Here is a 24,815-nt window from a genome sequence, read left to right as displayed (position 1 = left end):
ACGGAAGAACTCTCCGCGGTACGTCCATGACGGCGATTAACTACTGGCGGTTTGGTGTGCCAGTTCCTTTGCACACCGTGCGCCATTTCACCCTGCCGCGCTGGCAGCGTGATGAGGACCCTGCGGCTTGACTTTGACAAACCATCGGAGGTAACCATGCCAAGACCACCCGCCGGCACACCAACGCCACCCGAACCCGAGGGCGGACGCGCCGCCGAACGCTTGCGCGACTTTGAACGCGACCGCAAACCGCAACCGGCGCCGGCTCCCGCACCGGACAAGCCGGCCGCAATACCACCCGCAAAGGACAAGCCATGAGGACTCCCGAAGTTGCCGAACGCGCACTCGGCGCGATCCTTCCCGCCGCGCGCCAGCCCAAGCCGCCGGGCGGCAAGGTCCTGGCCCGGTTGCGTGATTTCGAACTGCCGCGCGGCCTGACCTTAAATCCAGTGGCCCCCGGGTCCGAGGCAGAGGTCCAGCCGCTAGCGCAGGCCGGCGAAGGCCACGAGATGTCCGTTGCAGCCGCCGTTGAAGCGCGCGCGGCGGCAGCAAAAGCCGAAGAAGTTGGACAGCTGTACGCGGATGCCGCGCAGGGCCTGAACGCCGCCGCCGAGCCCAACGCCGATCAAGCCGGTCCGGGGGCACGTGCCGACCCGGCCATGGAGTCGATGGTGGAGACGGCTCCCGGCTTTGAAGCCGGGCCCGGCGAGTTGACACCCCCGGTGGCCGGCTCGCCGCAGTGGCGCTCGCTGGGCCCGACGATGATGCCCAACGGCCAGACCTACGGCTCGTCGCGCACCACCGTCTCGGGCCGTGTGTCGTGCATTGCGGTTGATCCGGGAAATGGCAATCACCTGTTGTGCGGCTCGGCGGGCGGCGGCGTCTGGGAATCGTTTGACAACGGCGCCAACTGGGCGCCACGGACTGACTTCGCACCCACGCTGACAGTCGGCGCACTGGCGTTCGCCCGTTCGGCGCCGGCCACGGTGTATTGCGGCACCGGCGAGGGCAACTTTTACGCCAGCTTGGGCGCCGGGGTTCTCAAAAGCATCAACGGCGGCACGACCTGGACTCTGGTGGCTGGTGCGCCCTTCGTCGGCCGCGGGTTCTTCGATCTTGCGGTTGATCCGGCGAACGCCAATCATCTGCTGGCCGCAAGCAACGGCGGGCTGCACGAATCCAGCGATGGTGGGGTCACCTGGACGATGCGTCGCAACGTCGTGACCTGGTCGCTCGCGATCCAGCCTAGCGGCGGCGCTACCGCCGAGGTTCTGGCCGCGTGCAGCGACGGCGTCTTCCGCTCAATCAACGGCGGTACCACCTGGGCCGCGGTGGCTTTGCCCGGGGCGCCGGCGTCGTGGCGGCGTCTGGCAGTGTCGATGGTGCGCAGCGATTCGCGCGTCGCCTATGCTTGGGGTTCAGGTGGTGGCGCCGGCCGGCTTTACCGGCGCGATGCGTCCGGCGTGTGGACGGCTGCCGCCACGCTGCCGGCTGGGATCAATATCACCCAGGACTGGTACGACTGGTGCCTCCAAGCCGCACCCGACCGCGATAACCAGGTCTACATCGGCGCCGTGGACAACTACCGTGGCGACCTGTCGGGCACGACCTGGACCTGGACGGCGCTGTCAGCCAAGACGAGCGGCGATTCGATCCACCCTGATCAGCATGCCTTCGCGCTTCATCCCACTGACGCCAACGTGCTGTTCGCCGGCAACGATGGCGGCCTGTTCCGCTCGCCCAACCGAGGCCTGAACTGGACTCATCTGAACAACGGTATGGTCATCACCGAGATCGAATACCTGGCGCAGGATTTCGGCAGCGTGCGCATGATCTTGGGCGGAACGCAGGACAACGGCAGCATCCGCTACACCGGCTCTCCGGTCTGGGAGCACGCGCAGGATGGAGATGGCGGGGATTGCGGCATCAACCGCGCCAACCCGCAGACCTGCTTCCACACCTTCTTCAATATGGGCATGGAGCGATCCACCACGGGTGGCGGTTTCGGCAGCTGGGGCTGGATCGGGCCCAACGTACCGGCCGGCTACGTCAACCTGTTCTATCCGCCGGTGGAGTGCAACAACGACACTGTTGCGATGGCCGGTTCCAGCGTCTACATCTCGCGCAATCGCGGCACCAGTTTCGCCGACCAAGCACTGCCGGCCAGCCAGTTGACCACCGCGATGCACGCGCCCACGCCCGATCGGCTGTATGCGGGCATGAGCGGCGGGCGGATATTCCGCTTCGATTGGAGCGGCGCGGTCTGGACCCGCACCGAACTGACGAGCCCGCGCGCGGCGTCGATCAGCGACATCCACGTCGAGTCCGGCAGCCCCAACCGCCTGTGGGTGACGCTACGCACGCTGGGCGGCGGCCGAGTCTATTCATCGGCTGACGGCGGTACCAGCTGGACCGACCGCTCGGCCGGCCTGCCGCTGCTGCCGATCAACGCCGTCTGCACCGATCCCGGCGACGCCAATCGTGTCTGGGTGGCGGCCGACCTGGGCGTGTTCCAGTCGCTCAACGGTGGGGCCAACTGGACGGCTTTCAGCAACGGCCTGCCGAACGTGCTGGTGGCCGACCTCATCTTCCACCCCCATGCGCGCGTGCTGCGCGCCGGCACGCGCAACCGCGGCGTCTGGGAGATTCCGGTCGACGGCTGGATGACCGTGCCGATCTGCGGCACCCAGTTCACCGGAAGTCTGGCGCCCAACGCCAGCGGGCGCTGGTTCACGTTTAACTGGCCAGCGACCTGGCATGTAGTCTGGACCGTGATGCCGACCAACGTGCTGCCCGGGGCGCCGGCGGTCACGCTGCGAACGCAGGTCGAACGCGCATCGTCCGAGTTCGTTACCTACTGGCTTAACGTCACCAACCTCACGGCCTCGACGGTGCAATTCGAAGGCCGCTTTGCCATCCTCAGCAAATACTGACAAGGAGAAAGAGCATGTGGACAGGTGTTCAATTCAACGGCGCACTGGCGCCCAACGCATCCAACCGCTGGTTCACGTTCAACTGGCCGACGGCTTGGCACGTGGTTTGGTACATGGTGCCGACGACGCCGCAGAGCGGCAACCCGCAGGTCGAGTGGACGGTGGGCGTCGAGCGCGCCACGGCCGCCAATGCCACTTACTGGATCACGGTCAAGAACCTCACCAACCAGTCGGTCAACTTCGAGGGCCGGTTCGCGGTCCTCAACTAGCGGAGAAATCAGCATGCGAATCATCATCGAGATCGACAACGATGACAGCGATGGCGTGCGAGTCGCCCCTGCGCAGGTGTCCGCTGCGTCGCCTGCGCCACCCGCCGCAACAGTCGATGGCGCAGCAAGCACCGCGGCAGTTCAGGTGAGCGGCGCCATCAACGCCGGTGCGGCGCCCGTCCGCGGCGGAGGCCAAGCCGGCAGTGGCAGTTCTGGCATGCCGGAGGGCGACCCCGGTCCGACGAATCCCGTAGCCATCTCCGCCGGGGCCGCGCCCGGTGTGAACTGACTTGACAAGGCTGAACATGGAAATCCTCGTCGAATCGTTTCCCTTCGTCTTCGGCGTCTTGCTCGGCCTGACCTGCGAACGCCTGGGCGGCTTGCGCAAACGCCTGCCGCTGTGGGGCGGCGGCTGCGTCGCGCTGGGCGCGTTTGCCACCTTCTGCACCGGCGAATACCGAGAAAGCTTGCTCTACTTTGCGTTCGACATCGGCCTCGTGGCCGCCGTAAGCCTGGGCATCGTGGCGCTGCTCGCGCTGCGGAGGCGCTGGCTGGTACGGCGTTGAATGCTGCCGAAAAACGTCGTCAGAACGTGCCGGGAAGCGACGCGATGGTTAGAGGGATGGTGAACACACGCAGCGTCCCGCTTGCCATGACGCAGTGGATGCGCTATGTCGAGGTTCGCGGAACGCCCGTCCCGAGGGCTCACGGGCTGCCGCGCAGCCGGGCGGCTCTGGACTTTGCATAAGAGTGCGTCAAAGGGAACAAGATCGGGGAAGTCATATCTGAGTGCTGCGCTCAGCAGCCTTGACACGTCAGCGCCCAATACTGTTCGGTTACCCGAAAAGGGGTCGAGTTGATTTCACTGCAAAAAGTGACGCATCGACCGCCAGCATTGACGCGGGTGCCGAGCTGCTGGCGCTCGCAAGTGCTTGTCACTGCACGACTTTCTGCTACCCCTCGAATAGCTCTGGAGAGCGCATCGTTCAGCGGCCGATTTCAGCCGCTGGCTCTTGTTCTGCCTGCACTTTGTGACGGTAGGAGCTGCGCGGCGTAGCGCTCGACAGGGAAGCTGAACACGCCTCGCAGATTGATGCCCTTAAGCCGCGTGGGCGCGATGCGCCCCATCAATTCCGGCGGCACGATCTGGCGCCGGTTGGCCCAGCGGTCGACCACCGCCTGCATCTGCGCCGTGTTCCACGCCATCACGATGTTGGCCAGCAGGCTCAATGCGTCCGCTACGGCCTGCATCTCGTCGGTGCGCCGGGCCTGCGCCGGCGTGACGCGGCCGACATAGATCGCGCGCTTGAGCGCGTTGACCGACTCGCCTCGGTTGAGCACCCGTCGCAGCTCGCGCCGGAAAGCGGCGTTGACAAAGTAGTCGACCAGGAACACCGTCCTGAGCAGCTTGCCCAGTTGTACGCCGGCGTCATAGATCGGGTCTCCTCGGGCTGCCGAGCCGAATCTGGCCAACGCGGTCACCGCGCTGGCATGGCCCAGCATCACCGAGGCGGCCAGGTGAACCAGACTGTCCCAATGGGCTTCAATGAGCGTGGTGTCCACACTGGCCTGACACACTGCGGCGATCTCCCGCGGGATCTTCGTGCCCCGCGGGACGAAGAGATGCCGCTGCTTCAGTTCTTTGAGCCTCGGACACAGGTCGAAGCCCAGTAGTCGGGACAGGGCCATCGCGAAATCGGTGAAGCCGTGCGTGTCCACGGCAAGCTGAGAAGTCTCGATCCGTTCCTGTCGAATGACTCCTTCGATGGCGGCGCCCGCCTGGCGCTCATTGAGCACAATCGGCTGCGCGTGGAAGATTCCCCATCGGTCTTGCACATGGCTATAGACCCCGATGGAAGCCACCTGGCGACGCGGGTCCTGACGTGCCTGCCACACGCGCCGACTGGTCTCCAGGCTCATCATGTCCGAGGAGGCCAGGTCGGTTCGGCCCCAGGTTGCCGCGATGGGGTGGCCCTGCATGAACTCCAGCACCGCCTGGCAGGCCCGTGCCAGGCGACGCTCGTCGCCGGCCCAGCGCATGGCCTGGCGGATGCTGGTGGCCGACAACTGCGGGATCATGCGCGCGCACTCGGCCGCCGTGAGGCTGGTGCCATGTGCGAGGATGCCGGCATAGGTCATCAGCAGTTCCTGCCCCGTTCTCGGCTCGCGCCCGAGCATGATCCAGCTGAATCGCACCTGGGCGTCCACGGCCAGGATGACCTCGGGCAACTGCGCTTCACCGATGCGCTGATCGATCTGGCTGCGCAGCCTCACGACGTGAGGGTCATTTTCATCCGCCGGCAACGACGCCAGATGCAGTTCGTCATCGACGCGCAGATCACCTGAACGCGCGGCGGCCGCGACCGCGTCGATGCCAATGAGCATGCGAGCAAGTAGCGGTACGAGGAACTCGCCAGCCTTAGCCGGCAGCTGCAACCTGGCGTAGTGCCTCGGTGCTTCGGCTTGCCAACGCTCCTCGGGCAGGAACAGACGCTCGCGACCGCGGAAGCTCAGCGAATGAGCTATCCAGACCGAGCCGTTGCGCACCGCCCGGCGCAGAGCAAGCAGGGTGGCGACCTCCAGCGCCCTGAAGGCGCGCTCGCGGTCGGCGTCGGCGATGGCTGCACGCCAGGCGGCGCCCAGTCGTGGGGTCGTGACTTCACTGGGAAGTCGCTTGATGCCAGCGGCATACCCGGCTCGGAGCTTGTTCAGCGCATCGAGTGCCGGGTGCTCGCCGGTGGCCTGCCAAGGCAAGCGACTGACCCCCACCAGCAGAGAACGCACCGGCGCGATCGCATCGATCAGGCGTCGCCGGATGACTGACGCCCGACTCGGCGGGCGCTGAGCGTGCTTGGCCGCGACAATCTCGCGAAGGCGTGAACGCAGTTCGGCATCTGGCACGGCATCATGGCCTGCGAGCTCGGAGAGCTCCAGCAGCAGCTCCTCGTACTGCCGTGCCCAATCCACGGACGCGACACCGTCCGCACATTGGCGCCACAGGTCGGCCACTCTGCGCTGGAACATGAAGATGATCTGGTCGGTCACCGTGAGCAGGCAGTAGCGCAGGAAGCAGCTGAGCTCCAGCGTGCGGGCCGGCTCCTTGATCCTGGCACTGACCGATGGGGGCCGCCCGGCCATGCGCCGGGCGTAGCGGCGCACCAGCACATCGTTGAGATCCCCCAGATGTCGATCGATGCCGAGGTCAGTCAGGAACGCGATCCTTTCCAAGACCTCGGTGATCTGACGCGTCGAGTGCCTTGCCGGCGCGCTCCACAGCCAACTCTGGCAGTGTTCACCGTCCGGACGCGGCGTGTTCAACGCCAATATCCAGCGCTTGCGAGTCTCGGCAGGCACTGTGGTCACGATGAACTGGCCGGTCGATGCTTCCAGTTCGAGCAGGGCGGCCGCCACCATGGCGCGGATCACGCGGTCGTGCACGATGAGCAGGCGATGGTCGTAGAGCCACTGCCTGGCAAGGACCAGGAGCCGCTCGCGGTCTGAGCAATGCGCAACTTCGTCGCGCAGGACCCGTACCAACGCTCGGCGCTGATGCTCGGTCATCCACTTGAATCCCAGGCATTCGCAGGCTTGGTGCTGGTGATCGAACAGGGTGCGTCCGCGGGCGTACAGCGCGCGCAGAGACACCAGATCCGGCGCGGCGATGTCCAGCTCCCGGCCAAGGTGGTGAAGCAGGGCAGGGGGGACGATCCGCACGCTGTTCAGTGGCCGTCCGGTCATGCGGGCGAAGCCGATGTGCAGCGCCAAGCCCAGCTTCAGGCTGTCGCTACGCCTTCGCCCGATCAAGTCGAGCTCTGTGCGGCTGAAGCTGAAGAACGTCTGCAGCTCGAACTCGCTGAGCTCGCCGGGCATGTCGCGCAGGCCCAGGTAGGACGTCTGCCAGCCTTGCATCGCCGCGCTCCTTCGCTGTTCAGGGGGCCGCAGACGATACGCCGCAAAGAAGTGAACAGCAATGCTCGCGAAATCAACAACTTAGCAAACCGACCCCGCGCCGTTGCTGGAGTTGCGAACCGTCACTTTTGACACCGAAATCAAATCGACCCCGACTACGACGACGCGGTCCGTCGGTTGAGCGGACTGGGCTACTCGATCGACGGCTTGAGGCGCGTCCCGCAGCAGGTGCGACGCCCTTGAGGCGCCCGTCCTACTTTTCAAACGAGTTCAGAAGGGGCCGTGGTCTCACGCCGCAACTTCCGCCTCAGGTCAGACCTTGCCGCGACCTCCGAGGTCCCCTTTTGGCCGACTGTCGAAGTTGCTACTCAGCAGCACTTGGAGCAGCTTGCTTGGCCTCCCGACTGCGGTAGAGCGCCGCATGTTCGCGCGTGTACTCCTGCAATGGGCCAAGCCGGTCGTCTGCCAAGGCCAGTTGCTCGAGAGGCTTGATGTAAGCCACGAAGACGCCGACAGTGGTCAAGTCGTGTTCGTGGCGAGGCTGTTGCTTGAACATGCTTTGTAGTTCCTTTCAAACGTTGCCGGCGAGACCTGCCAGAGGGCGCTGTGACGTCGTTGCGGGTCGTACCAACCCTCGATGTAGGTGAGCAACGCCAGCCGAGCCTCGGTCTTGGTCTGCCGTTGATTGATTTGAGGACGCCCTGGCGAGCGCTTAGGTGCCCGCCCGGTCTGTTCTGTTGTCCACTCCTTCGGTCGTCCCATCGAACACCTCCATGATTGAGGTGTTGCGACGACCGATTGAATCCACCCTGGCTGCCTTGATCGCTGTGATGGATCACGCCGTCGGGCCTGCGCTGTTGCAGCGCCATGTTCAGCGCCGCGAGCACGAGATCGACGGTCATCTGTTCGCCGCTTCGGTGTAGGCATATCGGACTCCTTCATCCATAAGGATCAGGTGTCCGCGAAATTGGGTCAACTTCAGTTCGAGATCACCCAGGTGACGTGAGAAGCTGTGCAGAAGTGGATCAAGCTTGCAGGGCTCAAGTCCGACTGTTTCTTGTTCCCAAGCCGCGTTCACGACTCGCCACGTCTCGGGACGCGGCAGTACGCCCGGATCCTCGAGAACTGGGTCGAAGAACTCGGACTTGATCCCGCGGACTACGGTACGCATTCGATGCGGAGAACCAAGGCGACGTCGGTACCCAAAAACCGGCCTATCTGTTATGCAGCCTGTGGTCATGTGAAGGTCAGCTTTCTGGCGCAGCTACGAATTCACCGTCCCGGCCAATTCTGTTGAAAAACTCCGATTCGGCCCTGTGACGCACTCGAGTTTTGCGTAGGAGGCGTCGAACGTGCGTTTGACGTACCGGGGCCGAACTGCAAGACGAAACTAGCCTGAGCGCCTCTACGCGGCTCCAATGAGCATCGTTGCACGACGCGAGCTCTTCGCCTGACATTTGGGCGTCCGCAAGCCTTGTCGCTCAATCGAGGTTTTCAACAGAATTGGCCACAAGCCGTCGCTCGAGGCCCCGGTTTCGACGACCGCACAGAGATCGGAAGCCGTCGCAGCCCGGCTGTGGTCCAAGGGTTCAGCGACCGCACTTTCGAAGATTGACCGCACATTTATCTCGCTCGCGTCGCGTTCCTTCGCGAGCGATGGACGGCTTCTTCACTTGCAGCTGAAGTTCTCAGCGCGCTCAATGTCGCCAGCGCCGTTGTAGCGCGCGACCAGGGGATAGGGACAGAGCGGCCGCGTCCGATCAGGCGCCCAGCTGGCGGGCACAGATGCGTTCGCGCCGCCAGGGCTTCCGGGTCCACGCGCTGAGGCAATGATCCGATCCGGAGCGATCCCACCTTCCACCCAGCCGATCAGCGCTTCGAGCGCGTCGTATTGGTCAGTCGACACGCCGCCGCTACTGTGGTTCATGCCGGGCACCCGATAGAAGCGCACAAAGTCTGCGGCCTTCCCGTCGTTCCGCGCATCGAGTTCGTCATACCAGCGCTTGGTGTCGTCGATCGAGAACACCCCGTCCGATGCCCCCTGAACGACGACCATCTTCGCACCGCGATCGCGCAGCGCATCGAGCTTGGTCGGGTCGGGCGGCGTCATGAAAGACATCGAGTCCTCCGTATAGGTGGCGTCCGTGGCGAACAACTTCGGAAAATCTATGTCGAAGTTGTAGTTGAACGCGAACGCGCGGGTGTCGGCAATGATGGTCGGCGCCGGCGGCACCTGGAAGATGATGCCGACCGCGACAGGGTCGCGCGCCGTACCGACAGAACTGCTGAACTTCCAGCTCGCCCATCCTGCTGTCGCCAGGCCCGGGTCGTAAGGTTGCGTCGCATACAGGTGTTCGCCTTTGCTGTTGACCGGGCCGTAGTACATCGCGTCGATCGCGCCCTTCTGTGCTGCCGTCAGGCAGGCGCCATCGCGCGAAGCGGCGCACGTGGGAACGTGATCGAAGATGTTGAAAGCGCCTCGGCATGCCTCGATGTCCTGGACCAATCCATCCGTGGCACCGTCGAGTGCGTCACACCGGTCGAGAATCTTCTGCGCTACCAGCTGTCGCTCTTGCAGCGTGAAGCCGGTCTCGAGGTCATTCGGATCGGTAGCAACCTTGCGAAATTGCTGAGCGGTGTACAGCTGCGCAGCGGCTGCCTTCGGCAGGTTGAACCCAGGGGAGTTGGCCAATACGCCGTCATAGTCCTTGGCGAAGCGTGCGGACGCAACCATGGCATGGCGGCCGCCATTGGACGAACCTCCGATGTAGGAGCGATCCGGTCCCTTTCCATAGCCCGCCTTGATCAAGGCCTTGGCCATGGGCGTCAGCTTCATCACCGCTCCGTATCCATAGTCGATACGTGCCTGCGGATCCATGCCGAACAGGGGGTTCTGGGCCGAGCTGTGCCCGGCATCAGACGAGATCACAGCGAAGCCGCGGTACAGCGCATTGGTCAGGGGACCGCCGCTGCCCACGCTGCCGGTCGCTGACGACACGCTCCCGTCAGTCCCGCCATTGCCTTGATAGAGGAACCGACCGTTCCAGTTCAAGGGCATGCGCATCTCGAACCCGATGGCGTAGGTCTGTCCATCCACCGGACTGACCCGCTCGTGCATTTTCCCCGTCACCACGCAATGAGCGCCAATGTCCTTGCCAGCGACTTTCAGCGCGCCGGAAGCCGCCGTCGAGACGGCGCTGATGACCATGTTGTCGAAGGCGAACGACATCAAGTCGTTGCAACTCCCCTGCAGTGAGGTGCCCACTGCCGGCGCAAGTTGAGGCAATGCTCCAGCGGCGGTCGGCGGTGCGGTGGGTGCGTTGTCGGGGGGCGTGGTGGGCGTGGCAGCAGATGGTGGCGGCGTGGTCGGCAAGAACCCCGTCCCCGACGAGCCGCCGCCTCCACACGCAACGACGGTTGCCGCGGCCAGCGTGATCGCAACTGCGCCGGTCAAAGAGGACGTCCGAAATTCCGACTTCATGTGTTTGTCTCCAGTGTGAGGTCTCGCGCGACTAGCACCCGCTGTCGCGCATGGCCGATGACTGAGTTCATGGCCGCCTGTCTCGCCGCACCAATTCTTCGAGGGTCGCGACAGTGCAAGCGAGCCATGTAGTTATCAGTCATAACGATATTAATGCGGTCTCACGGGCTGCGCGCCCCGGGATAAACCCGCACTGCGGTGCGACCGCCTCAGACGGCGCGGGTCACACGAATTGGGAGAGGTATTGATGCGGCCGACGACGACCGGCGCCTGACGAGCGGCAGAGGCGCATTGCGCACGGCATCGCCTCGCGCCGGAGAGCCTTGCCGTCATCGACTTCCTGACGCTTTCACTCGGGCAGGCCTGCGTCTCCCGCCGCGATCGAATGCAAAGCAATGCCTATCGCGCAACGGTCTGCCTGGACAACGGCTCCCTCCCGGGAGAGAGCTAGGACCCTAGAGCGGAGGTGACATCGGCCAAGCCAGTGGACGGGTCGGCACTCTTCTTCGGATCGGCCGTCTTGCTTGAAGGTCCGACATCCGACTTGCCCGAGTTCGACGCAGCCGCTGGCGCGGACATGGTGGACGGCGTGGCTCCCCCACCCCCGCACGCGGTCGGCACCATCGCCATTCCGACAGCCACGAGGGTGCTCGGCTCGGGGCGACAACCCACGACGCTGCCACGTTCCGCGAGTTCCGAAGTGTCAGTGGTAATGGCCATGTTCATCTCCGCCGATCGGTCCGCACACTTCGCGCAACTTGCGTTTCTTGCGTGTAGTCACCGGCGCCACCTTCCACCGCTACGTCGACATCAACTTCACCGGGCACACCGACATCGCGCCCGGCACGCCCCAGACGCGTGTCGGTCCCGAAGGCGCGAAGGGCTTCGCTCACCCGGGGCTGAGGCGTCCGTTGTAGACATGCAAGCGGTCTTCGTCAACATCACGAAATGGCTGGCGTGCCCGCACAGATCAGGCTGATCCTCGAGCGCAGCGGCGCAAGCTCGCAGTGGGTCGGCGACCGCTTCGACTCTGCGGATTCAACCGGTCGATGCAACACACCAAAAAGCTGCGTAGGCAGAAGGAGTGTTGCAGATGAAGTATCGAACGCGGACCTACTACACGGACAGCCAGAAGGCCCTGATGTGGGAGCGCTGGAAAGCAGGCGACAGCCTTCAACAGGTAGCCCAGTTGTTTTTGATCGATCGCATTCGTCGGTCGAAGGGATTCTGTCCCGAACAGGCGGAATACCGCCGCCAAAGCGGTCCCGGTCCTCCTTGGCACTGACCTTGGCCGAGCGCGAGGAGATCTCACGTGCTGTCGTGGCGGGCTTCTCAGTTCGAGCGATCGCCAGCATCCTCGGGCGAGCGCCATCGACTGTGAGCCGGGAGATCAATCGCAACGGTGGTCGAGAGGGCTACCGGGCTGCTCAGGCCGACCAGGCGGCGTGGGACCGCGGGCACCGTCCCAAGAGATGCAAACTGGCAAGGAACAGAGCCTTGGCGCGCATCGTGGCTGCCAAGCGCCAATCGCTGTGGGCGCCCGAGCAGATCGCGGGGTGGCTCAGGCATAGTTATCCTGGCGACGAGGACTTCCAGGTGTCACACAAGACCATCTATCGCAGCCTCTTTATTCAAGCCCGTGGGGCCTTGAAGAAGGAACTGCTGCAGCATCTGCGACGCACGCGAGTCATGCGCCGTTCGCGCCATCACACGCAGAAGACCGTTAACCACGGAAGAATCCTTGACACCGTATCGATCAGCGAGCGCCCGGCCACGGTGGAAGATCGGGCAGTGCCTGGTCATTGGGAAGGCGACCTGCTGTTCGGAGGCACGAGCAGTCAGATTGCCACCCTGGTCGAGCGTCAAACACGCTACGTGATGCTGGTGAAACTCGGGGGCACCGACACCGAGACCGTCGTCAATGCGCTGATCAAGAACGCTCGCAAGCTGCCGCAGGAGCTGTACGAGTCGCTGACCTGGGATCGAGGCAAGGAGATGGCGGCTCACAAGCGCTTCACCCTGGCGACCGACATCCAGGTCTACTTCTGCGACCCGCACAATCCATGGCAGCGCGGAACCGACGAGAACACGAACGGCTTGCTCAGGCAGTACTTCCCTAAAGGGATCGATCTCTCGAGCCATTTACAGGCCAAGCTGAATGCCGTTGCAAGACAATTGAACGAGCGACCAAGGAAGACCCTCGACTTCCACACACCGGCTGAGATGTTCAGCCAAATCGTTGCATCGACCGGTCGAATCCGCACTGCTCAGCTGCCATCCAGAGCTCGCGAGCGATGAGTAGGACGGGCCCAGAATGATTGGCCCGACTACGACCGCATTCAGTCAGCTTCAGACTTGCTTCCAGATCGGCTTATCGAGGCGCGACTGTTGGCTCCGTCCCTTGGTCGTTTGTCCGCTCGTTCTACTCAAGCATCGCGCGGTTTCGCTGTTGAGCAGGTTGCCTGCTCGGCGTCGTTCAAGCACGCCGTGCAGTTGGCCCGGGCATCAAAATATGCCTTTCATCACAACGGCGAAATTTGGAGGCCCTCGGCGCCGCGGGAGGCTGCCATGGCCCTTAGTGCGTGTCCGAAGTAGCGACGAAAGTGTCGTCGGCGAAGACGAGGGTAAACCCTTATAATTGCTTCACCATGAAGCACATGATCCATCGCGCGCTGGTCGCTCTTAAGCGCTCCTTTAAGACTGACAGCAGCTTCGAAGATGCCTACCTCGCTGGCGCCGTCGACATTTACGACCTCGAGCGCCGTATGAGCGAGATCGACAGGCGGGACACCCAGCGCCCGTTTCATCTGCAGCATTCGGTCTGATTGCAACGGCGACCGGCGCGCCCCTTTGCCGGCAGTTCGACTTGGAACCATTCCTGACGATGCGCCATGCGCCCGGCTTGCTCTAGGCCCCTGACGGCTTTGCGGCCCGCGATTTCCCATGGTCAATTACGGGTCAGATCTAGGATGCCAACGCCGCGGAGTTCTACGGACCCGCGTACAGTCTCCTGCGGCGTTGGGGAGCTCTGATCAGGGCCAGCCAAGGTGGCGGAAGACGGAGTTCATCGAACAATGATCATCGCGTGGAGTCAGCGCACTCCGCCCACTTCTGTCGAGTTGAATGCTCGACTGATCTCATGCGTGATCTGCAGGAACTTGTCGATGTCTGCCACGGAGTGGCAATGCAGCGGCGACACGCGCACAGCGCCTTCGAGGCCAAACGAATGAAGCATCCGCTTCGAGTAGAGGCTGGTTGCGACCCGTTCATAGACGATCACACCGCGCCTTTCATACTCGCGAACAGCCTGGGCGTGCTCGAGGTTCTCGATGCCGATGGCGAGGATCAGGTCGCGCTTCGTCAGGTCTTCGTAGTCGAGGAAGACCTTCACGTTCTTCATCTGGCGCAGGCCCGGAGTGCTCGCGCTGCCGTTGAGCATGCGGGAGAGTAGGGCGCGTTCGTGCAACTCGATACTGTGTATTCCACTCGCGAAAAGAGCGCGCCGGTCGTTGGGCGTGACCGACTGGCTTCCGAGCCAGCACACGTAGTTCACGATCTCCGAGACGACGGCGAACTGCCAGGGCGCCGCGCTGCCCAAGTCCCAGAAGTCCTTCTTCTTGCCGGCCAGCTTGTGGTGCGGTAGCACGGAAGCGCGCTCCGACAGCCACGACATGCCGGACCCCCTGCAGCCGAAGAACTTGTAGGGTGCAATGTTGATGCCGTCAACCGGTGTCGCCTGCAAGTCGATCAGACCGTGCGGCGCGTGCTGCACGGCGTCCACGACGATGTAGAGGTCCGGCTTGATCGCGCGAGCCTGTCGCACGACCTCTTGGATGTCCAACTTGGCACCCGAGATGTTGGACGCGTAGATCACGCTCAGAACAGCGGTGTCTGCATCGACCAGGCTGACGATGTCCTGTACGTCGATGCCGCCGGTGACGGGGTTGGATTTCGCGACTCGCAACGCCTTGCCTGTCCGCTCGGCGTAGAGGGTCATAGCGTCGAAGGAGGAGGGGTGCTCCAGAACGGTCGTCACGATGTTCGTGCCCGGAATGTGCTCCGCGATCGCGCGGACCATGTCGAACATGCCGCCCGATGCCGTGAGGGACGCGTAGACGCTCCCACCTTTGGCGTTGAGGATCGTGCGAAGGTCTTCCGTGCCCCTGGCTTGCACGTCCTGGAGGAATATCGCGAGTTCGTGGATGCGCTCCGGACAATCCGGCAACGCGTCGATGCGGGCGAACTGATCGACCGCCGACTTGAGCCGGAAAGATCCTCCCGCATTGTCGAAGAAGAGGCGTTCGCGTCCGTTCATGTCGTGGTCGACATAGTGGAAGCGGCTCTTGATCTCCTTCAACAGCGCGTCGGAAAAAAGCAGGCCTTCTTTGGTGTTCATGAGTGAATGTTCCTGGGACGGTGAAGCAATTGTCGAAGCAGCTATAGATTTCCAAAAGCGATATTTTTGGATACGATCAAATGAATAAAAGCGTTTCTTGGGGCCTGTCTAGCCGATTCGACCATGATGACTTTCAAGCAGCTCGAGGCCCTGTACTGGATCGGTGAGTTGGGCAGCTTCGCGCTGGCCGCCCACAAGCTCCACACATCGCAGTCCGCCGTATCGAAGCGCGTGCACGAACTCGAAGCGGTGTTCGACACCGAGCTCTTCGATCGGAGCCAGCGCGCCGCCCGTCTCACGGACAAGGGCGAAGAGATGTTCATGCTGGCCAAGAGCCTGCTCGAGCAGCGCGACGCCGCGGTCGAGCAATTCAGCCGCGTCGATGTGATCGAGCGGCGTGTGCGCATTGGGGTCACCGAACTCACGGCGATGACCTGGCTTCCGCGCTGGGTCGAGTTGATCCAGGAGCACTATCCCAAGGTCACCCTCGAGCCGGACGTGGACAGCAGCGTCAATCTGCGCGAGAAGGTGCTGGCCGACGAACTGGACCTGATCGTCGTGCCGGATGCATTTGCCGATACGCGCATTCCCAAGAAGGCGATCGGCAAGGTCGAGAGTGCCTGGATGTGCAAGCCAGGCTTCGTCAAGAGCTCGAAGGCCATCCGCCTGCACGAACTGGCGAGTCACCGCATGCTGATCCAAGGGACGAAATCCGGGACAGGCTTGCTCTACGACAACTGGATGAGAGATCTGGGCGTTCAGCCGGCCAATCTCATCGTCATCCACAATCTGGTGGCCTTGATCGGCCTGACGATTGCGGGATTGGGCGTGAGCTACCTGCCGAAGCAAGCGGTCCGCCAGATGCTGGACGAAGGGTCCCTGGCCTTGATAAAGGTGACGCCGGCCCTGCCGCCCGTCACATACGTCGCGATGTACAAGGGCGAGCATCGCAGTTCGCTGATCGCCTCGGTCATCATGCTGGCCCAGGAGTGCTGCGACTTCACCCGCATGTTCCAGGCCGCGGCCAACTGAACCTGCCGGGCCCGCGACGTCAGACGCCCTTGTTGTTCGGGTTCTTGTAGATCTCTTTCACCGCATCCGTCATCGGGAAGTTGAGATTGGCATTCGCCGGAGGGATGGGCTTGGTGAACCACTTGGCGTAGATCTGTTCGATGGCACCCGACTTCATCAGGTCGGTCACGGTCTTGTCGACGATCTCCTTGAACTGAGGATCGTCCTTGCGGTACATGATGCCGTAGGGCTCCTGCCGCAACGACTCCCCCGTGAGGATCTTGAAGTCCGCAGGCGTCGGGGACGTGGCGATCAGGCCCGCCAGTTGCACATCGTCGAGGATGTAGGCCATCGTACGATCGGAGGCTAGGAGCAGAAAGCCGTCTGCGGTGTCTTTTGCCGCAAGCTCCTCCACTTCGATGTTTCCCGACTTGCGGTAGGCGCGCAGGAGCTGGACGCCCGTGCTGCCGGAGACTGTCGAAATCTTCTTGCCGTTCAGGTCAGCCAGGGAGTTGATGCCGGAGTTCTTTTTCACGGCCGCCGTGATGCTGGTGACGAAGTGACTCGGCGCGAACGCCACCTGCTGCTGTCGCTGGACCGTGTTCGTGGTGGTCGCGCAGTCGAGGTCCACGGTGCCGTTCGTCAGCAGCGGAATGCGATTGGTGGAGGTCAGGATTGTGTAGCGAACCTCGAGATTCGGCATGCCGAGCTTGGCCTTGATCGCATCGACGATCTTCAGGCAGATGTCGTTGGTGAAACCGACCGGGTCGCCGCCGCCGGTGGGCTTGTACGAGAACGGGATCTGGCTGTCGCGGCCCCCGATCGAGATGCTTCCTTTGTCCTTGATCTTGCTCAGGGTGTCGCTTTGAGCCAGCGCGGTCGAACACAGCAGGGCGGCGCAGAGGCCGAACGTCAATGAAAATCGAAATGTCATCTGGAGCTTTCGGAAAAGGTGGACGGCCCCAAGCCGTTGCCGAATTCTGGGAGCGGCGATCCTTTTCTAAAAGCGATTTATTTTCATCGGGTTACAGGAAATATAGTGATTAGATGGAGGGGCGGGAGACGCCGCTGACGAGGTCGCGGCCGATATCTGGGCCGACGAGCGTCTGCGCGCGATGTCGCCCGTGCGGGCGGCCGTCATTTGGCTCGCGCCGGTGGCGCACGACCCCGGTCCCCGCACAATGCGCTGATGTGCAGTCACTACCAGGCCGAGAAGCGTCGCAGGCAGATCGAAAAACACTTCGGCATCCGGCTGCCGCCCGACTGGGAGCCGCCTGTGCTCCGCAAATATTCCGTCCGCTCAACTCGGCCGACGGAGGTTGACCGCTGTGGCACCATTCCTGATGGTCACCGCCCTGAGAATCGCAGGCTGTCTGATCGAAGACGCATTTCGATGGGTGTGCTTGCTGTTGCGCTCGAAGGTGTCTGTTCAGGCCGAGAATCTCTTCCTGCGTCGTCAGCTCGCGCTGTACACCGAGCGCGGCATGAAGCCCGGGGGAATCGACGCGGCGACCCGAGCGAGTCTCGTCGTCTTGTCACACCTGTTCGACTGGCGCGGCGCCTTGGTGGTCGTGCAGCCTGCAACCTTGCTGCGCTGGCGTCGCGCGGGCTGGAAGCTGCTGTGGCATGCGAAGTCCCGCCGAGGTCGACCTCCGATCCCGGAGGAACTGCGTGCGCTGATCCGCCGGATGGCGAACGAGAACTTCCTGTGGGGCGAGGAGCGGATCGCCAACGAGTTGCTGCTCAAGCTGGGAATACGGGTCTCGCCGCGGACGGTGCGCAAGTACTTGCCCAAACGGACTCCGGGGCAGCCGCACCGGGGCCTGCGTTGGTCGACGTTCCTCAAGAACCACGCCATGGCCGTCCTCGCGGGCGACCTCTGCGTCGCCATCGCGGCCAAGTCCCGGATGCTGACCTCTCGTACGAGCGCTGAGCGCAGATGGAAGATTTTCGCTTGGGGTCTTGATGTCTTGCGATCCTGTATTCCGAGCGCCGATGCGGTGTCCGTGCGCATGGTGGGCCCGGTACGACGGGAGCTGTTGGACGCGGCACCGATGCCTGACGTGCATTCGCGGACGATTCCTCGGCGCCTGATGACTTGTTCCGGCAGCACCCGGCGTCGGGGCTCGCCGAGTCCTCATGTGCGCGACCCTCCACGGTCACCTGCTCGCGTCTCCAAAGTTTCATTCGCTGGTTTCACCCCCACGTCGGTTTGTGGTTCGAAGGGGCTCGCTTGTGCCGATCGCTGCCCGATGGATTTGCAGCATGCGTATCCGCTTGCCTGCGCCGTCGAACGCTCCGGTCGGCGCAGCCGTTCAAGACTTGGCGCTCCTGCACGGAGTTGCCGAGATGCAATCGCTTGTATATCCATACCGGATGGGTTTTGTGCGGACGACAGCCCATCGATGAAGGTGGCGACTTTGCACGTACCGCCTGCGCCTACGGATTCGCGGATTGGATAGCCAAGATCGGTCCGTGTTAGTCCGCAGACCCGAGCCCTTCGAATATTCCTCACCGATGCACACCGCCACATCCGCGTCACACAAAGTGCGGAAGACCAAAGTTACGTGAGGCAACAGGTCAGCTCGAGTAGCAATTCCGACGAGTCAATGCGCCGCTCAAGACAATTGTCGCCCGCCAGGTTACCCCTAGAAGCGCCAAGCGGCTCAACTCGCATGGACGCCTCGGTTGGCGCGATGCCCATTTAAAGGGTTCTTGAACGCTACTTCGGGGCGCTGGGGCTCTCCTTCGGCTCACTCCTGCCATAGATGGCGAACACCGCGAGCTTGTCAGCCAGTGACAGGTCGGTGGCCTGAGTGCTGGTGAAACACGGGCTTTCACGGCCTCTCTTGAAAAAGGGTTCAGGAAATCTGTAATTCATTATCGAACGCACGTCGAAGACCCCTCCCGAGCCCACCTTGTTCTTGCCCATCTTGCTTGCTCTCATGTTCAAATCAACTTGGGCCTTCGACCAATGCTGGGGCGGCTTGGCGAAGTGGGCATAGATGTAAGCCCAGTCAAATTCGTCTTCGCACGTGCTATCGGAGCCCTGAAACGCATGGCCAAATCCAAGGACGTGGCCAAACTCGTGTAGCACTGTCATGCGTAGGTCCGCTTCTGATATGGAAGCTTCAATTGCGAGGTTCATGGTGGGCTGGTCATCGCTTGTGTATGAGTGGACTTGTGTACCGATGAATGCCCAATTCCCACGGTTCCGATCGAGCGACACCCGGACAAAGACCTTCTCGCGCGCTGGGTCTCCGACACTGGGTCGCTTGTCGCATGAGCGAAGCTCAGGCGGCAACCCGAAGTCAAAATCGAGATTGCCGTAGTAGGTCCACTCCCGCGCGACCTGGGCCACCTTTTGTCTAAGTTGCGGGCTACCTCCGATGAAGCAAACCTTCAGCGATGTATTGGATGGCCAGACGTGAGACAACGAGTAGTGTCCCCCTGGCTGCATCCCATCGCTCAGCAACTGCTGCAAGAGCCCACTGACCCGCTTTTGCGTCTCAAGAGCACGCGCCAGTGCCAGCTTCCGCGCGGCCGCCTCACGTTCCGCTTCGCGGGTTTTCTCTTCTGCCACCGATTGCGCCTTCTGGGCGCGCCCGCGCTCGGCTATCGCGGTATCGGCCGATTCATCTGCAGCCCTCTTCTGTATGGAGGCGTAGCCGGCAAACACAGTCGCGGTCACAGCGAGTACCGCCGCAACGCAGAAGCCAACGCGCAGGGCCAGCGCGCGCCCGCGCCGCGCCTCGTCCGCATGTGCCAAAGCTTGGCCTTCCGCGTCGAGCGCTTCGGCTCGCTGCGCCTGTGCCAGTGCGATTTCCTCGAGGCGTTGGCGCTCGGCGTTGTTGCGGGCGGCCTCTGCCGTCTCTGAGGCAGCTATGAGTTCGCGCGTGAGCAACGTCGCCTCAGGAGCGGACTTCGGCTGCGCCTCGAGCCATTGCTTGGCGGCCGCAAGCACCTCCCCTCGCAGCAGCAAAGCCTCCATGCGCTTTTGCGAGTCCCATCGAATTGCTGCCTCGCTGTATCGACTGTGCTCGCGTACCCAGGCGAGGTCGGTTCTAAGTGCTTGGGCCAAAGCGACCAGCGAGGGGCCGAAGATGTGCGGCTTATCGAAGTAGATGTAGTTGATTCGTTTCAGCGCTTCGGGGACGTCACTCTCAGGCACGCTGCGCCAGACGATGGGCACGAGTCGCTTTCGAAGAGTCACTGCGCTCTCGACCTCTTTGCCGCAGCGCGGCGATGCCACCGAATCGGGTGAGAGAACAAAGACCATGGTGTCGGCTGTCTCAATCAATCGGTCTAGACGACCTTCCCAGCCCTCGCCTGGAGCGATGTCCTGCCTATCAATGATTGAGGTGAATCCAGCGACTTCCAGCCCCGCCTTGAGCTCCTGAGCAAACGCTTCGTCCTTTCGGGAGTACGAAATGAAAACTTTGAGAGGCAAATCATTGGGAGCGGTCAAGGTAGCGCCTCTTGGCTAGTCGGAGTGCCGTGACTGGTGACGAGCTACAGCACACCAGGATCCCCGCTGGGAGCGAGGCGATAGTACCGGTTGTACGTGCGGTGCGTCTGAAGCGCAACGGGCGACTCGCTAGGAATCCGCCCGCCGGCTCGGTGTCACGTTCGCCTTGCTCTCGTTTTCGGGTCCTGACCCGCAACAGGTTGAAAGGCAACATTTGGGGGCGAGATGCCGCAGTTGAGGAGGCGAGATCGGAGCGTCCCCAAGTCGTTGCAATGGGATGGCCTTGCATGAACTCCAGCACTGCCTGGCAGGCTTGTCCGAGTCGGCGTTCGTCACCGGCCCAGCGCATGCTTTGGCGGATGCTTGTGGCCGACGGCTGCGGCATCATGCGTGCGCCATCTGCGGCCGTGAGGCTGGTGCCGTGGGCGAGGATGCCCGCGTAGGCCATCAGCAGTTCGTCGGCCGAGCGCGGCTCGCGACCGAGCATGATCCAGCTGAAACGAACCTGCGCGTCGACGGCCAGGATCACCTCGGGCAATTGCACCTCGCCGATGCGCTGGTCAAGCCTGGCGCGGAGCTTGTCGAGCTGAGGATCCTCATCGTCCGCCGGGAGCGCCGAGAGGTGCAGTTCATCGTCGATGCGCAGCCCGCCGGAACGAGCGGCGACGGCCACCGCTTGGACGCCAGCATGCACGCGCATCAGGAGCGGAACAAGGAATTCCTCCGGGTTGGTCGGCAGCGACAGCCGAGCGTAGTGCCGCTTGGCTTCGGCCTGCCAGCGCTCGGCGGGCAGGAACAGGCGCTCTCGGCCACGAAACGTCAGGCTGTGTTCGATCCACACCGAGCCGTTGCGCACGGATCGACGCAGGGCAAAAAGCGTGGCCACTTCCAGCGCTCGAAAGGCTCGCTCCCGGTCGTAGCCCGAGAGGGCATCTCGCCAGACCGATCCGAGCTGGGGTGAAACGATGTCTGGCAGGCTCCTGGCGTTTCTAGCGTACAGATCGCGCAGCTTGGCCAGTGATCTGATGACCGGGTGGTCGCCGGCCGCCTGCCATGGCAACTTGGCGATCGCCACCAGCAGGGATCGAACTGGGCGGATGGCCTCGATCAGGCGCTCTCGCACGAGCGATGCCCGCCCGGGCGGGCGACGCTGTTGGTAGCTCGCGACCAAGGCCGCCAAACCAGTCCTCAATTCAGAGTCTGGAATGCCACCCTCGGCGCTTATGTTCGCAAGTTCGTTGAGCAGCGATCGATATAGGTCAGCCCAGTTGGCGGTGTCTCCGACACTACCGGCGGCCTGACGCCACAGGTCGGCCACGCGACGCTGGACCATCAGGATCAGTTGGTCGGTGGCGGTCAGCAGGCAGTAGCGCAGGAAGCAGGCGACCTCTACTGTGCGAACTGGTTCCTTGATCTTGGCGCCGGACGGCGGGGGCCTGGAGGCCAGGCGACGTGCGTAGCGCCGCACGATGAGGTCGGGCAGGGCGCCCAGGTACTTGTGGACGTCAAGGCTTCGAAGCCAATTGATCCGTTCAAGCACCTCGCTGATCTGGCGCGTCGAGTGCCGAGCGGGCGCCGCCCACACCCAGCTTTGATGGGTCACGCTGGTGGCGTGTGGCAGCGAGATCATTTGGCCCCATTGCTCCAGGGAGTCAGATGGCACCACGCTGCGAATGGACGCCGACGTTTCGGCCTCGAAACGGGCGAGGGCGGTGGCAATCAAGGCGCGGATGGCCCGATCGTGGACGATCAGCAGTCGATGTTCGTACAGCCAACGTCGGGCAAAGACAACCAGTTGTTCACGATCGGCGCACCGGGCGACCTCGTCACTCATCGACCGAACGAGAGCGCGGCGCTGGTGCTCGGTCATCCACCGGAATCCAAGGGCTTCACAGGCTACTTGTTGGTGGTCGAATAGGGTGCGGCCTCGCCCATACAAGGCGCGTAGCGACGCGATCTCGGGAGCATCGACACCCAACTCACTGCCCAGATGGCGCCAAAGTGCTGGCGGAACGATCCGAAAGGCGTCGACCACACGGCCGCACATGCGCAGGAATCCGATGTGCAATGCCAGCCCGAGCTTGAGAGATTCGCCGCGGCGCGCGCCGAGGTTCTGTCGCGATAGTCGGTCGGCCACAATGCAGCCATGGTACCGCTGCACGTCCAACTTGCGAACTCGACCCTGCGAGGGGTCATCAGGCGTTTGCATTTCCTGCTGGAGATCATGCTCGTGTGCGTTCGCTGGTACGCGGCCTACCCTTTGAGCCTGCGCAACCTGGAAGAGATGATGGCCGAGCGCGGTGTGCTGGTCGACCACGCCACCGTCCACCGCTGGTCACTGAAGATGCTGCCGGTGCTGGCCAAGGTGTTTCGTCGGCGCAAGCACCCAGTGGGGGCCTCGTGGTGTGTCGACGAGACCTACGTGCTCGTGGGTGGCCAGTGGAAGTATCTGTACCGAGCCGTCGATCGGCTCGGCCAGACCGTTGACTTCCTGCTGACCGCGCGCCGTGACGTGGCGGCCGCACGCCGGTTCTTCGAGTGCGCGATCGGCCAGCACGACGTGCCCGAGAAGATCACGATCGACAAGAGCGGTGCCAACACCGCCGCCGTGAGTGGTCTGATCGCCGATAGCGGCGTCACCATCGAAGTTCGGCAGTCCAAGTACTTGAACAATCTTGTTGAGCAGGACCATCGAAGCATCAAGCGGCGAATCCGACCAATGATGGGATTCAAGTCCTTTCACTGTGCTGCCCGGCTGATCGCCGGCATCGAGACCATGCACATGGTCAGGAAGGGGCAGCTGCGCTGCCCCGGTGGCCTGGCATTTTCAGATGCCGACTACTTCTACAGTCTCGCCGTCCGTTGACCCGAAACTGCCGGACTTCGTCCGCCTCGACCGGCTTAACGCGACAAAACCCTCCAACGATCTTGCGCAGCGAGTGTGCTCAAGTATCGAGCTTTGAAACCAAGGCCGGAAGCCCTACGCCCGCTTGGATCTGCCAATCCATCGAGCCTCTGCTCGATGTACTGGATGCATCAGGATTGATAACTGAGACAGCGCAGCCTTTGCGCCGCGCAGCGTCTGGTAGGTCCGCCGCGGGGTATACCAGGCCGGATGTTCCGACCACCAACACCAGATCCGCACGCTCAATTGTGCGGCGAGCCTCAAGCCAGACAGCCTCCGGCAAGCCTTCCCCAAACCAGACCACACCAGGGCGGATCAGGCCATGACAAGTGGCGCATCGTGGCGGCGTCAGGCGAATCGCGGCGCTGTCGAGTTCCTGCCCCGACGAATCCGCGAGACCGCCGTACGCTCGTCCACAATCGAAGCAGCGAGGCGCAAACAGGCTCCCGTGGAGATGAAGGACCGCCTTCGTACCAGCGCGTTCATGGAGATCATCAACGTTCTGCGTCACGACGGTCAGCGCCTCTACCTCTGGCCGGGCGGCAAGTGCAGTCAGCGCGAAATGGCCAGCATGCGGAACGGCGTGGCACGCACTGCGGCGTCGCCACTCGTACCATGCCCATACCGTTTCAGGATCGCGCCGGAACGCCCCAGGCGTCGCAAGCTCTTGCGGATCGAAGCGCGACCAAAGGCCGCTTCCCTGGTCTCGGAAAGTGGGAATTCCGCTTTCCGCCGACATTCCAGCACCAGACAAGACCACGATACGTCGTGCTGTGCGCAACGACGAAACAAGCGAGGCGGGCGGAACAGCGTTAAAGCTCATAGCTCGCGTTCCTCCAAGCAAAACAACCGGATGGCCCAGGCTACGCAAGTCCGAGCCACTGCGTCGATCGAACTCACGTCAGATCTTCCATGCGGCAATCCACGCGCAGACGAAAGCATCTCAAGAAGCGCCGGTCAGTTCCGAGTTTCCGCGCAACGAACCAGCGTCGCCAGGATCTTGGCAACATCATCATGACTGTCGTAGGGGACTGGCTGAATCTGAGAAAACCTACTGGCGATCTCGGCGCAACTTTTCGATGGCAGCAGGGCGAACTTCTCGCTTTCCGCTGCCCCTGCGAGTCGAGCCTGCCGCAGAATGTTGTCCAGATCGCGTGGATCATTAAGCCCAAAGCCGACGAATAGCATCGTGTGATGCTCGAACAGAGATGCCAGAAGCGACAAATACTCCCGCTGTGCAGCGAGTCTTTCGTACTCAACACGGGTCAGCACCACTGTATTCGAACGCGACGCACAGCCATGAAGCTTGATGATCGGACGGTGGCTCGCGCCGCTAGTTGTGAAGCGTCAAGAGGTTATTTCTTGACTTGTTGAGTCTGGTCATGGGAGCAACGCCTCCTATGCCCTGGTGCGGGCGGTGCCAGTTGTAGTGATGCAGCCAGT

Annotated in this window: 19 protein-coding genes and 4 pseudogenes; 12 read left to right on the top strand and 11 right to left on the bottom strand. The window is 62.8% G+C overall.

Annotated elements, in window-relative coordinates:
* Positions 1 to 314: 314 nt before the first annotated feature.
* Genes QTI04_RS32935 through QTI04_RS32920 form a run of 4 tightly spaced genes read left to right on the top strand, consistent with a single transcriptional unit; the run spans position 315 to position 3,768 of the window.
* A complete protein-coding gene (locus tag QTI04_RS32935) occupies positions 315 to 2,933 on the top strand; it encodes a hypothetical protein (RefSeq protein ID WP_286619445.1) in 2,619 nt (872 codons plus the stop codon).
* 14 nt (positions 2,934 to 2,947) lie between these two features.
* Positions 2,948 to 3,202: a hypothetical protein gene (locus QTI04_RS32930; protein ID WP_286619444.1), complete on the top strand. Its 255-nt coding sequence runs from the start codon at positions 2,948 to 2,950 to the stop codon at positions 3,200 to 3,202.
* Between the two features lie 13 nt (positions 3,203 to 3,215).
* Positions 3,216 to 3,491, top strand: a complete 276-nt coding sequence (locus QTI04_RS32925; protein ID WP_286619443.1) for a hypothetical protein — start codon at positions 3,216 to 3,218, stop codon at positions 3,489 to 3,491.
* Positions 3,492 to 3,507: 16 nt separating this feature from the next.
* Positions 3,508 to 3,768: a hypothetical protein gene (locus QTI04_RS32920; RefSeq protein ID WP_286619442.1), complete on the top strand. Its 261-nt coding sequence runs from the start codon at positions 3,508 to 3,510 to the stop codon at positions 3,766 to 3,768.
* 433 nt (positions 3,769 to 4,201) lie between these two features.
* On the opposite strand, the gene QTI04_RS32915 is transcribed toward QTI04_RS32920, so the two are convergent.
* Together QTI04_RS32915 and QTI04_RS32910 are read right to left on the bottom strand one after the other, a co-directional pair.
* Positions 4,202 to 7,111, bottom strand: coding sequence for a Tn3 family transposase (locus QTI04_RS32915; protein WP_286619441.1), 2,910 nt, complete (start codon positions 7,109 to 7,111; stop codon positions 4,202 to 4,204).
* Positions 7,112 to 7,475: 364 nt separating this feature from the next.
* The gene (locus tag QTI04_RS32910; protein WP_286619440.1) at positions 7,476 to 7,667 is read right to left on the bottom strand and encodes a hypothetical protein; all 192 of its coding nucleotides are present in this window, start codon (positions 7,665 to 7,667) and stop codon (positions 7,476 to 7,478) included.
* A gap of 217 nt (positions 7,668 to 7,884) precedes the next feature.
* On the opposite strand from QTI04_RS32910, the gene QTI04_RS32905 reads away from it, so the two are divergent.
* Positions 7,885 to 8,034 carry a hypothetical protein gene (locus tag QTI04_RS32905; protein ID WP_286619439.1) on the top strand — a complete coding sequence of 50 codons (150 nt, stop codon included), beginning with the start codon at positions 7,885 to 7,887 and terminating at the stop codon, positions 8,032 to 8,034.
* A 53-nt stretch (positions 8,035 to 8,087) separates the two neighbouring features.
* Positions 8,088 to 8,408, top strand: a pseudogene (locus QTI04_RS32900) (hypothetical protein); the annotation flags it as partial.
* Positions 8,409 to 8,780: 372 nt separating this feature from the next.
* Here QTI04_RS32900 and QTI04_RS32895 read toward each other — a convergent pair.
* Positions 8,781 to 10,592, bottom strand: coding sequence for a tannase/feruloyl esterase family alpha/beta hydrolase (locus tag QTI04_RS32895; RefSeq protein WP_286619438.1), 1,812 nt, complete (start codon positions 10,590 to 10,592; stop codon positions 8,781 to 8,783).
* Positions 10,593 to 11,039: 447 nt separating this feature from the next.
* Positions 11,040 to 11,312 (bottom strand): hypothetical protein, encoded by a 273-nt coding sequence (locus QTI04_RS32890; protein ID WP_286619437.1) that lies wholly within the window; start codon positions 11,310 to 11,312, stop codon positions 11,040 to 11,042.
* A 47-nt stretch (positions 11,313 to 11,359) separates the two neighbouring features.
* On the opposite strand from QTI04_RS32890, the gene QTI04_RS32885 reads away from it, so the two are divergent.
* From QTI04_RS32885 to QTI04_RS32875, 3 genes and pseudogenes are all read left to right on the top strand, one after another.
* Positions 11,360 to 11,509 (top strand): hypothetical protein, encoded by a 150-nt coding sequence (locus tag QTI04_RS32885; protein WP_286619436.1) that lies wholly within the window; start codon positions 11,360 to 11,362, stop codon positions 11,507 to 11,509.
* Positions 11,510 to 11,685: 176 nt separating this feature from the next.
* Positions 11,686 to 12,890 (top strand): annotated as a pseudogene (locus tag QTI04_RS32880) (IS30 family transposase).
* Positions 12,891 to 13,240: 350 nt separating this feature from the next.
* A complete protein-coding gene (locus QTI04_RS32875; protein ID WP_286619435.1) occupies positions 13,241 to 13,417 on the top strand; it encodes a DUF3563 family protein in 177 nt (58 codons plus the stop codon).
* A 266-nt stretch (positions 13,418 to 13,683) separates the two neighbouring features.
* Here QTI04_RS32875 and QTI04_RS32870 read toward each other — a convergent pair whose 3' ends face one another.
* On the bottom strand, positions 13,684 to 14,988 hold the full coding sequence (locus QTI04_RS32870; protein ID WP_286619434.1) for an aminotransferase class V-fold PLP-dependent enzyme: 1,305 nt from the start codon (positions 14,986 to 14,988) through the stop codon (positions 13,684 to 13,686).
* A gap of 126 nt (positions 14,989 to 15,114) precedes the next feature.
* Here QTI04_RS32870 and QTI04_RS32865 point away from each other — a divergent pair, with 126 nt between their 5' ends.
* Positions 15,115 to 16,020 carry a LysR family transcriptional regulator gene (locus QTI04_RS32865; protein WP_286619458.1) on the top strand — a complete coding sequence of 302 codons (906 nt, stop codon included), beginning with the start codon at positions 15,115 to 15,117 and terminating at the stop codon, positions 16,018 to 16,020.
* Positions 16,021 to 16,039: 19 nt separating this feature from the next.
* On the opposite strand, the gene QTI04_RS32860 is transcribed toward QTI04_RS32865, so the two are convergent.
* A complete protein-coding gene (locus QTI04_RS32860) occupies positions 16,040 to 16,933 on the bottom strand; it encodes an amino acid ABC transporter substrate-binding protein (protein WP_286619433.1) in 894 nt (297 codons plus the stop codon).
* A gap of 409 nt (positions 16,934 to 17,342) precedes the next feature.
* Here QTI04_RS32860 and QTI04_RS32855 point away from each other — a divergent pair, with 409 nt between their 5' ends.
* Positions 17,343 to 18,461, top strand: a complete 1,119-nt coding sequence (locus tag QTI04_RS32855) for a helix-turn-helix domain-containing protein (RefSeq protein ID WP_286619432.1) — start codon at positions 17,343 to 17,345, stop codon at positions 18,459 to 18,461.
* Between the two features lie 260 nt (positions 18,462 to 18,721).
* Here QTI04_RS32855 and QTI04_RS32850 read toward each other — a convergent pair whose 3' ends face one another.
* Positions 18,722 to 20,467: a TIR domain-containing protein gene (locus tag QTI04_RS32850; protein ID WP_286619431.1), complete on the bottom strand. Its 1,746-nt coding sequence runs from the start codon at positions 20,465 to 20,467 to the stop codon at positions 18,722 to 18,724.
* Positions 20,468 to 20,702: 235 nt separating this feature from the next.
* A pseudogene (locus QTI04_RS32845) lies at positions 20,703 to 22,676 on the bottom strand (Tn3 family transposase); the annotation flags it as partial.
* Between QTI04_RS32845 and QTI04_RS32840 the strand changes: the two are divergent.
* A complete protein-coding gene (locus tag QTI04_RS32840) occupies positions 22,614 to 23,333 on the top strand; it encodes an IS6 family transposase (RefSeq protein WP_286619429.1) in 720 nt (239 codons plus the stop codon). The pseudogene QTI04_RS32845 and the gene QTI04_RS32840 sit on opposite strands and share 63 nt — an antisense overlap.
* A gap of 79 nt (positions 23,334 to 23,412) precedes the next feature.
* Here QTI04_RS32840 and QTI04_RS32835 read toward each other — a convergent pair whose 3' ends face one another.
* The 3 genes and pseudogenes from QTI04_RS32835 to QTI04_RS32825 form a co-directional block, all read right to left on the bottom strand.
* On the bottom strand, positions 23,413 to 24,195 hold the full coding sequence (locus QTI04_RS32835; protein ID WP_286619427.1) for an NAD-dependent deacylase: 783 nt from the start codon (positions 24,193 to 24,195) through the stop codon (positions 23,413 to 23,415).
* A gap of 134 nt (positions 24,196 to 24,329) precedes the next feature.
* A complete protein-coding gene (locus QTI04_RS32830) occupies positions 24,330 to 24,686 on the bottom strand; it encodes an SIR2 family protein (RefSeq protein ID WP_286619457.1) in 357 nt (118 codons plus the stop codon).
* Positions 24,687 to 24,705: 19 nt separating this feature from the next.
* A pseudogene (locus QTI04_RS32825) lies at positions 24,706 to 24,815 on the bottom strand (IS481 family transposase); the annotation flags it as partial.

The organism is Variovorax sp. J22R115, assembly GCF_030317005.1.
In the GTDB taxonomy this organism is placed as follows: Bacteria; Pseudomonadota; Gammaproteobacteria; order Burkholderiales; family Burkholderiaceae_C; genus Variovorax.
The sequence above is the reverse complement of the archived record's forward strand: the minus strand, read 5'-3'. Positions and strand labels throughout refer to the sequence as shown.

Excerpts from the sequence above, each read along its gene's own strand:
- QTI04_RS32935 (WP_286619445.1), top strand. The coding sequence starts at position 315 with ATGAGGACTCCCGAAGTTGCCGAACGCGCACTCGGCGCGATCCTTCCC.
- QTI04_RS32930 (WP_286619444.1), top strand. The coding sequence starts at position 2,948 with ATGTGGACAGGTGTTCAATTCAACGGCGCACTGGCGCCCAACGCATCC.
- QTI04_RS32925 (WP_286619443.1), top strand. The coding sequence starts at position 3,216 with ATGCGAATCATCATCGAGATCGACAACGATGACAGCGATGGCGTGCGA.
- QTI04_RS32920 (WP_286619442.1), top strand. The coding sequence starts at position 3,508 with ATGGAAATCCTCGTCGAATCGTTTCCCTTCGTCTTCGGCGTCTTGCTC.
- QTI04_RS32915 (WP_286619441.1), bottom strand. The coding sequence starts at position 7,111 with ATGCAAGGCTGGCAGACGTCCTACCTGGGCCTGCGCGACATGCCCGGC.
- QTI04_RS32910 (WP_286619440.1), bottom strand. The coding sequence starts at position 7,667 with ATGTTCAAGCAACAGCCTCGCCACGAACACGACTTGACCACTGTCGGC.
- QTI04_RS32905 (WP_286619439.1), top strand. The coding sequence starts at position 7,885 with ATGATTGAGGTGTTGCGACGACCGATTGAATCCACCCTGGCTGCCTTG.
- QTI04_RS32895 (WP_286619438.1), bottom strand. The coding sequence starts at position 10,592 with ATGAAGTCGGAATTTCGGACGTCCTCTTTGACCGGCGCAGTTGCGATC.
- QTI04_RS32890 (WP_286619437.1), bottom strand. The coding sequence starts at position 11,312 with ATGGCCATTACCACTGACACTTCGGAACTCGCGGAACGTGGCAGCGTC.
- QTI04_RS32875 (WP_286619435.1), top strand. The coding sequence starts at position 13,241 with ATGAAGCACATGATCCATCGCGCGCTGGTCGCTCTTAAGCGCTCCTTT.
- QTI04_RS32870 (WP_286619434.1), bottom strand. The coding sequence starts at position 14,988 with ATGAACACCAAAGAAGGCCTGCTTTTTTCCGACGCGCTGTTGAAGGAG.
- QTI04_RS32865 (WP_286619458.1), top strand. The coding sequence starts at position 15,115 with ATGACTTTCAAGCAGCTCGAGGCCCTGTACTGGATCGGTGAGTTGGGC.
- QTI04_RS32860 (WP_286619433.1), bottom strand. The coding sequence starts at position 16,933 with ATGACATTTCGATTTTCATTGACGTTCGGCCTCTGCGCCGCCCTGCTG.
- QTI04_RS32855 (WP_286619432.1), top strand. The coding sequence starts at position 17,343 with ATGGTCACCGCCCTGAGAATCGCAGGCTGTCTGATCGAAGACGCATTT.
- QTI04_RS32840 (WP_286619429.1), top strand. The coding sequence starts at position 22,614 with ATGGTACCGCTGCACGTCCAACTTGCGAACTCGACCCTGCGAGGGGTC.
- QTI04_RS32835 (WP_286619427.1), bottom strand. The coding sequence starts at position 24,195 with ATGAGCTTTAACGCTGTTCCGCCCGCCTCGCTTGTTTCGTCGTTGCGC.